We start from the raw sequence: 12,097 nt of genomic DNA, 5'->3' as shown, positions 1-12,097 counted from the left end.
GGAGATTCCACCATGGGCAGCTTCAGTCTTCCGCATATCCTCATTCTCGCGATCGTCGCGGTCCTGCTGCTCGGTGGCGGGCGTTTCTCGAATCTGATGGGCGACGTCGCCAAGGGCGTGAAGAACTTCAAGAAGGGCATGGCCGAGGAGGATGCCGAGGATCGCACGCCCAAGCCGCGCATCGAGGCGCAGTCGAGCGCCGAGCCCGCGTTCGATCGCGACGCCGACCGAGTCCGCGAGGAGCGGCGCTGATCCCTCGCATCCGGCCGGCACGCTGAATGTTCAACATCGACTCGTCCGAGTTCCTGCTGGTCGCGCTGGTCGCGCTGGTGGTGATCGGCCCCAAGGACCTGCCCAAGGCGATGCGGGTGGTCGGCTATTGGGTCGGCCGCGCGCGCGCGGTCGGGCGCCAGTTCCGTGCCGGCTTCGACGAGATGGTGCGCGAGGCCGAGCTGGAGGAAATGGAAAAGAAGTGGAAGGCGGAGAACGAGCGGATCATGCGTGAGCACCCGATGATCCCGCCGCCGCCGCCCGAGCCACCCTCGGGCGAGCACGCGCCCGCTGACTCGTCGCTCGCGCCTTCGCACGATGACACGTCGCACGCGGAACACGCGCCGGTGATGGTGGAGCAGCCGCGCGTTGTGCCGGGCGCGCCGCACGAGATGCCCGCGGCCGATAACAAGGCACCGTCGTGAGCGAGGTCGTCGACGAGCTGGAGGACAGCCGCGCGCCGCTGCTCGACCATCTGCTCGAGCTGCGCCGCCGCCTGCTCTACTGCATCGCTGCGGTGGTGCTGTCGTTCGGCGTGTGCTGGTATTTCGCCGAGAATATCTTCGCGTTCCTGGTCCAGCCGCTGCTCAGCGCGGGGCAGAAGACGCTCATCTACACGCAGCTGTTCGAGGCCTTCTTCGTCCAGGTGAAGGTCGCCTTCTTCGCGGCGATGATGATCTCCTTCCCCGTGATCGCGATGCAGCTGTGGCAGTTCGTCGCGCCCGGCCTGTACCGCAAGGAGAAGCGCGCGCTGCTGCCGTTCCTGTTGGCGACGCCGCTGCTGTTTCTGCTCGGCGCATCCATGGCCTATTATGTCGCCATCCCGATGGCGCTGCACTTTTTGCTCGGCTTCTCGGGTGACGTCGGCGGCGTGCACCAGCAGGCGCTGCCGGCAATGGGCTATTATCTCAGCTTCGTCATGCAGTTCCTGTTCGGCTTCGGCGCGGCCTTCCTGCTGCCGGTGCTGCTGATGTTGCTTGAGCGCGCCGGAATCGTGACGCGCAAGCAGCTGATCGGCGCGCGGCGCTACGCGATCGTCGGCGCCTTCGCCATCGCCGCGGTGCTGACGCCCCCCGACGTCGGCTCGCAGCTGCTGCTGGCGATCCCGTTGGTAATCCTCTACGAGCTGGCGATCGTCGGCATCTGGTTCACCGAGCGCAAGCGCGCGCGCGAGACCGCCGCAGCGGTCGAGGCAGCCGAGGCGGAATAGGGCGGGACGACGTTCGATCCTCGCTTTTGAGGGATCGTTACGAGTCTCCCCCTCTGAGTTCTGCGGAGGCAGGAGCCTGGGCCGCGATTATCGTGAGACGTTGTTTTTTGCTTGGCCTTGGATGCCGGCGTTTGCCGGAGCAGGGTCGCGAAACGCGCGGGTCGGGCGATTTCGTGCCGATCGACCGCGCGATGGTTCACCCATTCGCGTCCGCCTCATAGCAAAAGGCGGGCCGCGTCGCCGCGACCCGCCTCCCGTGCGACCCCGAAGGGATTAGATTACTTCGACTTGTCCGCCGCGGTGCTGACTGCGTCGCCTGCGGAGGACACGTCCTTGCCGACGCCACCGACCGTGTTGCACGCCGCCACCAGCATCGCGCCGGCCAGTGCCGCAACCATCATAACCTTACGCATCGAACCGCCTCCTCGAAGATCATGCCAACAATGCGCGGCGGCCCTGATCGTTCCGCCACTGCAATAGCTTGCGGAGCGTCATCGGCGATGCGGTTGAAATGGTAAAGGCCCGGAAGCGTCACCGGGGGGGGGGAGGGGTGGACGCTTCCGGGCCTATGTCGCGGACAGCGAGAGCGGGGGGCATAAGGTCGCTGTCCGAATGGGTGAACGGGCCTTCCCGCGATCAGTTCCGCTGCAGCGTCATTATTTTCCAAAGCCCTGAAAAGGATGTTTTCACTCGCTGCCGGTCACCGCCACCGCGATCTCATAGGCGCCCGAGAGCGGGTCGTGCTGCAGTGACGAACGCAGCTGCCGGGTCAGTCCCTCGATCACGCGACCGTAGCGATGGCCGAGCCCGTCGCGCAGGATGTCGCTGTCGACAAGCGCGCGCGAGGACAATCGCAGCATCGCCTTCTCCGCCGTGCCCGCGACCGGCTTGAGCGAGATGCGCAGCTGTGCCTCGGGCGCGCAGGTCATCGCCAGCTCGACCAGCTCGGTGACGAGGAAGGCGACCGCCACCGCGACGTCCTGCGTGACGTAGAAGGGGTCGATGTCGAGCACGATGCCGATCCGCGTGCCCTCGGGTGCGGTGGCGCGGATGCTCGAGGCCAATTCGCCCAGCACCGAGCGCAATCCGACGCCGCGATTTTCCTCCATCTCGGCGAAGTGATAGCGGTGCACCACCGCGAGCGCGTCGACGCGGCGCTGGATCGAGGCATAGGCCTGGGTCGCCTCCACGCTGCGCGCGCCGCGCGCGTGAAAGTTGATCAGGCTCGAGATCACCTGGAGATTGTTCTTGACGCGATGGTGCACCTCGCGCGTCAGCTTGGTCTGGCGCACCAGCCCCTCGGCGAGGCCCGCCTCGTGCAGCGCGACGGTGCGGCTGAGCGCGCGGAACGTGTCGCCCAGATCGCGGATCTCCTGCGCGGGCAGCGCGCGCAGCATCGCGGGGTCGGGTTGGTCGCCGGGGGCGTAAGCGGCGATGCTGCCGCGCAACGCGCGCAGCGGCGCAATCAGTAGGCGATCGACCACGAACCAGCTGATCGCCGCGGCCAGCGCCCACATCAGCAGCGGCAGCGCCAGCGCGATCAGCAGCGGCGAGCTGATCGGGGCGCTGCGCACCTGCATCTCCAGCGCCAGCCCTGCGACGACGAGATCGTTGCGCGCCGCCTCACGCCGCTCGAACGCACTCTCGCGCTTCAGCGGGTCGAGCTCGAGCCGCTGGTTGCCGAGCGTCAGCGTCGAGCCATAATCGACCGCGAAGCCGCTCGGCCGGCTCAGCTGCTGGAGGAAGGCGGCGGGAAAATACGCCGCCGCGCTCACGCCGTTGCTGCGCCCGGCGATACGCAGCATCAGCCCGCGTCGACCGCCCGCCGCACCCTCGATGAGCCGCGCGCTGACCACCGCGGGGTCGGACTGGCGCGCAAAGGCGGCAGCGCCCGGGAAGGGCTCACCGCAGATCGGCTGGCCATGGCGATCGAGGATGACAAAGCTGGTGCCCGCGGCCGACTGCTGCGCGAACACGCCCTGCGCGCGCGCGCAGCTCGGCGCGTCGCCGCGGTCGGCGGTCAGCGCGTCGACCGCGACGCGCAGCGCCGTCATGTCGCCGACCAGCTCGATGGCGATGGCGCGGCTCGACTCGGCCGCGGCGACGCGCAGGTGCGAGCGAAGCTCGGTGTCGGCGATCTGGGTGACGCGCAGCGTGGCGAAGATCGCGATCAACGCCAGCGGCAGCAGCGCGATGCTGAGAATGAGGAAGAGTTTGGCGCCCGTCGGCCAATGACCGACGAACTCGCCCGGCCCCGCGGGCGAACGCGGGACGTCAGCGGCCGCGGACGCCGCCACGTCGATCAGTCAAGCTTGCCGAGAAGGGAGAGCAGATCGTCCGGCACGCTTTCCTCGACGGTCTTCTGATAGACGGAGCGCAGCGCCGAACCCATATCCCGATTCTTCGAGTGCGCGACGGTGCCCTTCTTCGGCTTTTCCGGCGCTTTCTTGTCCGACGTCAACGCTTACCCCCCAAGACAACCCGGCCCTAGCGACCGCTGGGCGGGTCGAGCGGGAACACGATGGAACATCCATATGCTGCTGGCACGGTTGGCCGCGCTCGCTGGATGAAACCAAATAGCTCTTCGATGGTTCCCCCGCCGTGCGACGAAATCGGCGGCCGGGGGGAACTTATTGCCACGGTTGCGCACCGTCCACGATCGGTTTCACGACGCACGGCGGCGCACTCGCGCGGGGCCGTGAGGGAGGGCTTTCTACACATGTCGCTCGGACAACAACTCGCGCCGCATCTTCCGTTCCTGCGGCGCTACGGCCGCGCGCTGACCGGGAGCCAGGCGCAGGGCGACCGCTACGTTCGCGCGACGCTGGAGGCGATCGTCGCGGCGCCTGACCAGTTCCCGCGCGACGTCGATCCGCGGCTGGGGCTGTATCGCACCTTTCAGGCGATCTGGAACTCGGCCAATTTCGACGAGGTCGAGAGCACCGAGCCCGCCGAGGAGCAGGAAGCGGTGGCGCGCGCGCGGTTATCGCGGATGACGCCGCTGTCACGCCAGGCGCTGCTGCTCACCGCGATGGAGGGCTTCACGCCGGAAGATGCGGCCTATCTGATCGAGGTTGATTCGTCCGAGGTCGACTCGCTGGTGGCCGAGGCGCTCGCCGAGATCGAGAAGCAGACACGAGCGCGCGTGCTGATCATCGAGGACGAGCCGATCATCGCGATGGACATCGAGTCGATCGTGCGCGACCTCGGCCATGAGGTCACCGGCGTGGCGGTGACGCGCGACGAGGCGGTAGCGCTGGCGATGGAGGATCGCCCCGGGCTCGTGCTGGCCGACATCCAGCTTGCCGACGACAGCTCGGGCATCGATGCGGTGAAGGACATCCTCGCCGAGTTCAACGTGCCCGTTATCTTCATCACGGCCTTCCCGGAGCGGCTGCTCACCGGCGAGCGGCCCGAGCCGACCTTTCTGATCACCAAGCCGTTCCAGCGCTCGACGGTAAAGGCGGCGATCAGCCAGGCACTGTTCTTCGACGAGACCACCGTACCGGCGTAAGGGTGAAGGCGGCCGGGGGGCGTTGCGTGTGCGAGGCCGCGCTCCCCGTCGGCATGCCGGTGTCCGCAACGATCGTGGCGCGTGGGGGTACCGACAGCTTCACCCCTCCACCAAGGTCCGTGCGAAGGCAAGGATCCAGCGGCGCGGACGTGTCGACCCCATTGCTGACGTCAGTGCGTCTGGCCTCCGGCTTTGCGGGAGTGATAGGCATGGGACGCCGGCATAGAACCTACGACAAACGTTCGTCGTCGACGCATTGCCGGTGGAGGACGAAAGGCACTAACGGCCGGTCGCGGCGCAACGCCTGACAAAACCGCACCGTCCCCGCGACTTGTTCCCATCCTTACGGACCCAAAACGGTCGAGCCGCGTTGGAGCCTCATGGCAGACGACAACGATCGAGTTCATCTCGAGACCGACGAGGCTCGCGCCGGCAGCACGCCGGGCATGACTCGCTATATTCTCGCGGCGTCGCTGGTGCTCATCGTCGTGGCCTTCGCCGCCATCCTCCTGTCCTGACGCGATGCTCGAACAAGTGGTGCGTGACGGGCTGGCCAACCGGCCGGCCGATACCTATCTTCCAGCTTCGGACGAGCGCCAAGATGGCGCCGCGCCAGCACGACGGAGCGGCATGACCCAATCAACCTCGCATGCGGACGAGGCGTCGGCCCCGGCGCCGACGGAATATGTCGCGCTGTCGGATCCCGAGTTCAAGAAACAGCTCGCGCTCGTCATCCCGCACCTGCGTGCGTTCGGCCGCTCCCTCTCAGGCAACCGCGACCTTGCCGATGATCTGGTGCAGGAGACGCTGCTCAAGGCCTGGGCGGCGCGCAAGCGCTTCCAGGCGGGCACCAACATGCGCGCCTGGACCTTCATCATCCTGCGCAATCTATTCCTCAGCCAGATGCGCCGCGCGCGCTTCAAGGGCGAGTGGGACGATCTGGTCGCCGACCGCGTGCTCGCCGCGCCTGCCAGCCAGGACAAGCACGTCGAGCTCGCGGACATGCAACGCGCGCTGATGCATTTGCCGCAGCCGCAGCGCGAGGCGCTGATCCTGGTCGGCGCGGGTGGCTTCGCTTATGAGGAAGCCGCCGAGATCTGCGGCGTGGCCGTGGGGACGATCAAAAGCCGTGTCGCGCGCGGCCGCGTCGCGCTCGAGGCGCTGATGACCGACGGCGCGCTGTCGTCCCGCCGCGACCATGAAGTGAGCGGCGATCGCACGACGCTCGATTCGATCATGAACGAAGTCGACGAGCTGAGCCGCGACCGCGACGCGTGAAAGCGGAGTTGAGGGTGGCGGGGTGACGCGTCAGCCTACCACGCCGTCATCCTGAGCTCGTCTCAGGATCCACCGTGCCGCGCGAGCGAGATGGCGTACCGTGGTGATCGGCACGCGCCCCTTCTTGCTCGCGCGGAGCGATCCGCGAAGGTTTGCATGCGACGCGTCCGGGCGCTTTGTCGCCTCAAGCCTCCATCCTGAAACGAGTTCGGGATGATGCCGTGCTTCAGGTCAGCACTTTCGTCGTCAACGCATGGCGACGGCGAACGCGGACCGTCAGTGCCCGCCGCGGCCCAACTTCGCTAGCAGCCCTGCCATGTCGCTCGGCAGCGCCTTGTCGCGCCGGTACGCCGCCCGCAGCGATCCCGCGAGCACATCCCCCGCCTGCGGCGCCTGGACGACATAACCGCCGCGCGGGCCGCCAGAAGAAGAGGGATGATCTGCTACCATGTTGCGGCAACGTGTGACCTCGGCTTAGGTTTCGCCATGATGACCCACCGGTTCGACGAGGCGCGCCGGCGGGCGGAACAATTCGCTCCGTTCTTGAACACCTTGCTTCAACGTGAGGCGGCGACCGCGAGCGCCCTGGACAGGCCCGACCTGCCGCTCGCGCGGCAGCTTCGGCTGGAGCGGCGCGCGCTCGCGCTCGAGGTGGCGCTCGGCGACCTCGCCGGCGCGCTCGACCTTACCGCGGTCACCGCCCGACTCACCGACTTCGCCGACTCAGCGCTCGACCGCGCCATCGCCGGCGCGATCGCCGAGCGCACGCCGGACGCCACGCCGCGCGGCTTCGTCGCGATCGCGCTGGGCAAGCAGGGCAGCCGCGAGCTCAACTACTCGTCCGACATCGACCCGATCCTCCTCTACGATCCCGCCACGCTGCCGCGCCGGGCGCGCGAGGACGTCGCCGACGCGGCGGTGCGGATCGGCCGCCGCGTGCTCGAGCTGCTGCAGGCGCGTGACGCCGACGGCTATGTGCTGCGCGTCGACTTGCGGCTGCGCCCCTCGCCCGAGGCGACGCCGATCGTGATCCCCGTCGACGCCGCGATCAGTTACTACGAGTCGCAGGCGCTGCCGTGGGAACGCGCCGCCTTCATCCGCGCGCGCGTCGCGGCGGGCGATCGTGCGCTGGGCGCGCGTTTCCTCGAGGCGGTGCGGCCGTTCGTGTGGCGCCGCAGCCTTGATTTCGGCGCGGTCGGCGAGATCCTCGACATCACCCGCCGTATCCGCGACCATTACGCGCAGGGCCAGGCGTTCGGCCCCGGCTACGATCTTAAGCGCGGCCGCGGCGGCATCCGCGAGATCGAGTTCTTCGCGCAAGTCCATCAGCTGATCCACGGCGGCCGTGATGCGTCCCTGCGCGCGCCCGCGACGCGCGACGCACTCGCCGCGCTCGCCGCCGCGGGGCGGATCGACGCCGCCGACGCCGCCGCGCTGGCGGAGGCCTATACGCTGCTGCGCACGATCGAGCACCGCGTGCAGATGATCGACGACCGCCAGACCCACGCGCTGCCCGCGGGCGAGGAGCTCGACCGGGTCGCGCGGCTGCACGGAGTTGACGACGGCGCGGCGCTGCTCGCGCTGCTCGCGCCGCAGGTCGAGCGCGTCGCGGCGGCGTTCGATCGGCTCGCCCCCGTCGCCGCCGCGGGCTTGCCGTTCGACTCCGCGCGGCTCGGCCAGACCCTGGCCGAGAGCGGTTTCGCCGACGCCGAGGATGCGGTGCGCCGTGTCGGCGCCTGGCGCGAGGCGCGTTACCCCGCGCTGCGCTCCGCGGCGGCACAGAGCGCGCTCGAGGCGGTGCTGCCCGTGCTGCTCGGCGCACTGGCGCAGGCGCCGGTGCCTGCGGTCGCGCTCAACCGGCTCGACCGGCTGTTCGAGCGCCTGCCAAGCGCCGTCAATGTCTTCCGCCTGCTCGAGGCGCGCCCCGCGCTGACCGCGCTGCTCGCCGAGCTGCTCAGCCATGCGCCGACCTTGGCCGACGAGCTGGCGCGCCGACCCGACCTGCTCGACGGTCTGATTGACGCCAGCGCCTTCGCGCCCGTTGGCGGGATCGCGGCGCTGGTCGCGGAGATGCGCGCGATGGAACAGGGAGCCGATTATCAAGCGCTGCTCGATCACGTCCGCCGGGTCGTGGGCGACAAGCGGTTCGCGCTCGGCGCGCAGATCGTCGCCGGCGCGGCCGACTCGCTTGACGTGGCGGCGGGCTACGCGCGTGTCGCCGAGGCCGCGATCGAGACGCTGGCGAGTGCCGCCGCGGCCGAGTTCGAGCGCACACACGGCCGCGTTCCCGGCGGTGAGCTGGTCATCCTCGCGCTCGGCCGGATGGGCGGGATGGCGCTGACCCACGCCTCCGACCTCGACCTGATCTACCTGTTCACCGGCGACTTCACCGCCGAGTCGGACGGCGCCAAGCCGCTCGGCGCGACGCTCTACTTCACCCGGCTGGCGCAGCGAGTCACCGCGGCTTTGTCGGTTCCGACCGCGGCGGGACCGCTCTATCCCGTCGACACGCGGTTGCGGCCCTCGGGCGCGCAGGGGCCGCTGGTGGTCAGCCTCGACAGTTTCTCGCGCTACCAGCGTGAGGAAGCGTGGACTTGGGAGCATATGGCGCTGACCCGCGCGCGTGCGGTCTTCGGCTCGGCCGAGGCGCGGGCCGCGTTGGAGGCGATCGTCGCCGCGGTGCTGGCAGGCGAGCGGCCGGCGCGCAACGTCCCCGCCGAAGCGGCCGAGATGCGCGCCGAGATGGCGCGGCACAAGCCGCCGCACGGTCGGCTCGACGCCAAGCTGCTGCCCGGCGGGCTGGTCGACCTGGAATTCGCGGTGCACGTCACTCAGCTGACGCGGCGGTGCGGCTTCGACCCGCGGCTGAACGTCGCGATCGACGCGCTGGTGGCGGAGGGTGCGCTCGCGCCGGCGATGCGCGACGCCTACGCGCTGCTCGCCCGGCTGCTGGTGACCGGGCGGTTGGTCGCGCCCGACGCGCAGGAGCCCGGCGCGGCGGCGACTCGAGCGCTGATCGCGCGCGCGGTGATGCTGCCCGACTGGGAAACGCTGCTTGCCACGCTGGACCGGGTGCGCGAGAGCGTCGCCGCCCAGTGGCAGGAGAGTATCGCGTGGACACCATCCCCGACGTCACCGTGACCGGCACCGACGGCGCGCCGCTGCGGCTGCGCGAGCTGCCGCGCCCGCTGATCGTCTATTTCTATCCCAAGGACGACACGCCCGGCTGCACCCATGAGGCGCTCGATTTCTCCGCGCTGGCCAGCCGCTTCGCCGCCGCGGGCGCGACGATCATCGGCGTCTCGCGCGATACCGTGGCCAAGCACAACAAGTTCATCGCACGCCACGGGCTCGGCATCCCGCTCGGCAGCGACCTCGACGGCAGCGTCACCGCGGCGTTCGGCGTGTGGGGCGAGCGGCAGATGTACGGCCGCACTTATATGGGGATCGAGCGCGCGACCTTCCTCTACGGCACCGACGGCCGGCTGGTGCGCGCGTGGCGCAAGGTGAAGGTGCCGGGCCACGCCGAAGAGGTGCTGGAGGCGGCGCGCGCGCTAGGATGACGGCGGCGCGGCGGAGCGGACGAGCGTCGCAGCGGGCTTAGCGCTCTGCCGCGTGCGCGACCCTCGCGACCGCCCACACCGTCATCCCGGACTCGGTCCGGATCCACTCCTCCGAATGCGCAAGCTGTTCCCCGGCGAAAGTCGGGGAACAGGTGGGGAATGGTCGTGAGATCCACGACAGCCTTCCCTCCTGGACCCCGGCTTTCGCCCGGGAACAGCGTCGTTCGAGCGGCTCGACCGGGCTCGATCGCCTATACCAGCGCCAGCAACCGGTCGCGCGTATCCAGCAGCGCCGCCATGTCGCCGGCGGGCGGGGTCAGCGTCGCCATCGCGCGCTCGAGTCGCGCCAGCGACGCCGGCGCGATGTCGTCGAGCCGCGCGGCGATCTCCTCCATCTCGGGCATCCGCGCCCAGCAGTCGAGTACCAGGTCGCAGCCCGCCGCGATCGCATCCGCTGCCTTCTCGCCCGCGGTCCCCGACAGCGCCTTCATGTCGATGTCGTCGGTCATCAGCAGCCCGTCGAAGCCGATTGCGCCGCGGATCACCTGCTCGATCACCACCGGCGAGAGCGTAGCGGGCCGCTCGCGGTCCCATGCCTCGAAGACGATATGGCTCGTCATCCCCATCGGCGCGTACGCCAGCGCGCGGAACGGAGCGAGATCCTCTTCCAGCTCCTCGGCCGAGGCGGTGACGGTCGGCAGGTGATAGTGCGTGTCGAGCAGCGCGCGGCCGTGCCCCGGCATGTGCTTGACCACCCCGACGACGCCGCCCGCGGCCAGCCCCTCCAGCGTGGCGCGGCCCAGAGCGGCGACCCGCATCGGCTCGCCGCCGAAGGCGCGCGACGCGATCGCCTCGGTGGTGTCGGCACGAGCGACGTCGAGGATCGGGTGACAGTCGACCGTGATCCCCACCTCGGCGAGCATCAGCGCCAGCGCGTGCGCGTTGGCGCGCGACGCCTCGATCGCGGAGATGGGGGCGAGATCGTACAGCCGGTCGAACACGGGGCCGGCCGGAAAGGCGGGCCATTCGGGCGGCCCCAGGCGCGCGACGCGCCCGCCCTCCTGGTCGACCAGGATCGGCACGTCGTCGCGCCCTTCGAGCGCGCGCAGCGAGTCGGTCAGCGCGCGCAGCTGCGCGCGATCCGCGACGTTGCGCTTAAATAGGATATAGCCAGCGGGGCGCGCGGCGCGGAAGAAGGCGCGCTCGGACGCGCTGAGCTCAAGGCCGGACAGGCCGAAGATGACGGGCTTCATGCGCGGCTTGTAGAGCGCGCGGGCGGACGGGGGAAATCCTCTATGATAGGCAGGCGCGGCAGGCGCCGGAGCCGGCGCGCCGATCGCGCGTTGACGTGGGTCCACCGCGGCGCTGAGGGGAGTCGCATGTCGTACCGCATTCTGGCCGGGCTCGTTCTCGCTACGATCGTCGGGGGCGTCTCCGCGCCGCCCGCCGTCGCGCAGCAGCCCGCCGGTCCGCCGGACGCTGCCGCGCCCAAGGAGGCCGCGCCCGACGTCCTCGCCGGCCAGCCGCTGATCCCGACCGAACCGGGGCAGGAGAAGCGGCGCGAGCCGCTGCGCGTGCGCGTCGGCCTCGGGCCGCAACTGGTGCCCGGCTTCCCCGGCAACGATGCGCTGCGGCTCACCCCGATGATCAGCGTCGCGCGCGCGCGCGGCGACACGCCATTCGGCTATGGCGCGCCCGACGACGGCACGACGATCGCGCTGATCCGCCACGGCCGCATCGAGTTCGGCCCAACGGTGGAGCTGCAGGGCCGGCGCCGCACCGACGACATCGTTCCCGGCCTGCCCGCGGTCGGCCGCACCGTCGAGCTGGGCGGCTATGCGCAGACCTGGAGCGACGACCGCTGGCGCTGGCACGGCGAGGTGCGCAAGGGCCTGGGCGGGCACGAGGGCTGGATCAGCCAGCTCGGCGTCGACTATGTCCGCCGCGACCGCGACGCCTGGCTCGTCTCGCTCGGCCCACGCGTGGTGGTGACCGACTCGCGCTACCAGCGCGCCTGGTTCGGTGTCTCGCCCGAAGCGGCGGCGCGAACCGGGCTGGCGGCCTATTCGCCCGGCGGCGGGATCCAGTCGCTCGGTGCGACCAGCCGCGTGATCTACGCGCTGACGCCGCGCTGGGGCGTGCAGGCGCAGGCGGTGTACCAGCGGCTGATCGACGACGCCGCACGCTCACCGGTGATCCGGCGGGTGAACTCGCAGGACCAACTGTCGGCGGGAATCGCACTGACCTATACTTTCTCGATCC

14 protein-coding genes are annotated in these 12,097 nt (G+C 69.9%); 9 read left to right on the top strand and 5 right to left on the bottom strand.

The window, feature by feature from the left end:
* Positions 1–12 precede the first annotated feature (12 nt).
* The 3 genes from QBJ89_RS12520 to tatC are packed head-to-tail and all read left to right on the top strand — an operon-like array spanning position 13 to position 1,480.
* Positions 13–252 (top strand): twin-arginine translocase TatA/TatE family subunit, encoded by a 240-nt coding sequence (locus tag QBJ89_RS12520; RefSeq protein WP_277980818.1) that lies wholly within the window; start codon positions 13–15, stop codon positions 250–252.
* A gap of 26 nt (positions 253–278) precedes the next feature.
* Positions 279–695, top strand: a complete 417-nt coding sequence (gene tatB, locus QBJ89_RS12515; RefSeq protein WP_277980817.1) for a Sec-independent protein translocase protein TatB — start codon at positions 279–281, stop codon at positions 693–695.
* Positions 692–1,480, top strand: coding sequence for a twin-arginine translocase subunit TatC (gene tatC / locus QBJ89_RS12510; protein ID WP_277980816.1), 789 nt, complete (start codon positions 692–694; stop codon positions 1,478–1,480). Before tatB ends, tatC begins: the two co-directional genes overlap by 4 nt.
* A gap of 278 nt (positions 1,481–1,758) precedes the next feature.
* Here the strand turns inward: tatC and QBJ89_RS12505 are convergent, their stop codons facing one another.
* The 3 genes from QBJ89_RS12505 to QBJ89_RS12495 all read right to left on the bottom strand — a co-directional run bounded on the left by QBJ89_RS12505 (position 1,759) and on the right by QBJ89_RS12495 (position 3,941).
* A complete protein-coding gene (locus QBJ89_RS12505; protein WP_277980815.1) occupies positions 1,759–1,893 on the bottom strand; it encodes an entericidin A/B family lipoprotein in 135 nt (44 codons plus the stop codon).
* 273 nt (positions 1,894–2,166) lie between these two features.
* Positions 2,167–3,777, bottom strand: a complete 1,611-nt coding sequence (locus tag QBJ89_RS12500) for a sensor histidine kinase (protein ID WP_431522535.1) — start codon at positions 3,775–3,777, stop codon at positions 2,167–2,169.
* Between the two features lie 5 nt (positions 3,778–3,782).
* Entirely contained in the window at positions 3,783–3,941 is a 159-nt protein-coding gene (locus tag QBJ89_RS12495; protein ID WP_258047785.1) for a NepR family anti-sigma factor, read from the bottom strand.
* 258 nt (positions 3,942–4,199) lie between these two features.
* Here QBJ89_RS12495 and QBJ89_RS12490 point away from each other — a divergent pair, with 258 nt between their 5' ends.
* From QBJ89_RS12490 to QBJ89_RS12480, 3 genes are all read left to right on the top strand, one after another.
* Complete coding sequence (locus QBJ89_RS12490) at positions 4,200–4,994, top strand: response regulator (protein ID WP_277980814.1); 795 nt, start codon at positions 4,200–4,202, stop codon at positions 4,992–4,994.
* 380 nt (positions 4,995–5,374) lie between these two features.
* Positions 5,375–5,512, top strand: coding sequence for a hypothetical protein (locus QBJ89_RS12485; RefSeq protein ID WP_183945210.1), 138 nt, complete (start codon positions 5,375–5,377; stop codon positions 5,510–5,512).
* Positions 5,513–5,624: 112 nt separating this feature from the next.
* Complete coding sequence (locus tag QBJ89_RS12480) at positions 5,625–6,272, top strand: sigma-70 family RNA polymerase sigma factor (protein ID WP_277980813.1); 648 nt, start codon at positions 5,625–5,627, stop codon at positions 6,270–6,272.
* Positions 6,273–6,548: 276 nt separating this feature from the next.
* On the opposite strand, the gene QBJ89_RS12475 is transcribed toward QBJ89_RS12480, so the two are convergent.
* Positions 6,549–6,722, bottom strand: coding sequence for a hypothetical protein (locus QBJ89_RS12475; RefSeq protein WP_277980812.1), 174 nt, complete (start codon positions 6,720–6,722; stop codon positions 6,549–6,551).
* Positions 6,723–6,761: 39 nt separating this feature from the next.
* Between QBJ89_RS12475 and QBJ89_RS12470 the strand changes: the two genes are divergently transcribed.
* Both QBJ89_RS12470 and QBJ89_RS12465 read left to right on the top strand, forming a co-directional pair.
* On the top strand, positions 6,762–9,413 hold the full coding sequence (locus QBJ89_RS12470) for a bifunctional [glutamine synthetase] adenylyltransferase/[glutamine synthetase]-adenylyl-L-tyrosine phosphorylase (protein WP_277980811.1): 2,652 nt from the start codon (positions 6,762–6,764) through the stop codon (positions 9,411–9,413).
* Positions 9,386–9,835 carry a peroxiredoxin gene (locus tag QBJ89_RS12465; protein WP_277980810.1) on the top strand — a complete coding sequence of 150 codons (450 nt, stop codon included), beginning with the start codon at positions 9,386–9,388 and terminating at the stop codon, positions 9,833–9,835. The genes QBJ89_RS12470 and QBJ89_RS12465 overlap by 28 nt, the downstream gene beginning before the upstream one ends.
* A 251-nt stretch (positions 9,836–10,086) precedes the next feature.
* On the opposite strand, the gene QBJ89_RS12460 is transcribed toward QBJ89_RS12465, so the two are convergent.
* Complete coding sequence (locus QBJ89_RS12460) at positions 10,087–11,088, bottom strand: glycoside hydrolase family 3 N-terminal domain-containing protein (protein WP_277980809.1); 1,002 nt, start codon at positions 11,086–11,088, stop codon at positions 10,087–10,089.
* Positions 11,089–11,214: 126 nt separating this feature from the next.
* On the opposite strand from QBJ89_RS12460, the gene QBJ89_RS12455 reads away from it, so the two are divergent.
* On the top strand, positions 11,215–12,097 hold an 883-nt coding region (locus tag QBJ89_RS12455), incomplete at its 3' end, for a MipA/OmpV family protein (protein WP_277980808.1).

It is taken from the genome of Sphingomonas phyllosphaerae (genome assembly GCF_029623345.1).
Lineage (GTDB): Bacteria > Pseudomonadota > Alphaproteobacteria > Sphingomonadales > Sphingomonadaceae > Sphingomonas > Sphingomonas phyllosphaerae_C.
This window is presented reverse-complemented; position numbering and strand designations above follow the sequence as displayed.

Coding starts and splice junctions, on each gene's coding strand:
- QBJ89_RS12520 (WP_277980818.1), top strand. CDS start 13: ATGGGCAGCTTCAGTCTTCCGCATATCCTCATTCTCGCGATCGTCGCG.
- QBJ89_RS12475 (WP_277980812.1), bottom strand. CDS start 6,722: ATGGTAGCAGATCATCCCTCTTCTTCTGGCGGCCCGCGCGGCGGTTAT.
- QBJ89_RS12480 (WP_277980813.1), top strand. CDS start 5,625: ATGACCCAATCAACCTCGCATGCGGACGAGGCGTCGGCCCCGGCGCCG.
- QBJ89_RS12470 (WP_277980811.1), top strand. CDS start 6,762: ATGACCCACCGGTTCGACGAGGCGCGCCGGCGGGCGGAACAATTCGCT.
- tatB (WP_277980817.1), top strand. CDS start 279: ATGTTCAACATCGACTCGTCCGAGTTCCTGCTGGTCGCGCTGGTCGCG.
- QBJ89_RS12505 (WP_277980815.1), bottom strand. CDS start 1,893: ATGCGTAAGGTTATGATGGTTGCGGCACTGGCCGGCGCGATGCTGGTG.
- QBJ89_RS12490 (WP_277980814.1), top strand. CDS start 4,200: ATGTCGCTCGGACAACAACTCGCGCCGCATCTTCCGTTCCTGCGGCGC.
- QBJ89_RS12485 (WP_183945210.1), top strand. CDS start 5,375: ATGGCAGACGACAACGATCGAGTTCATCTCGAGACCGACGAGGCTCGC.
- QBJ89_RS12460 (WP_277980809.1), bottom strand. CDS start 11,088: ATGAAGCCCGTCATCTTCGGCCTGTCCGGCCTTGAGCTCAGCGCGTCC.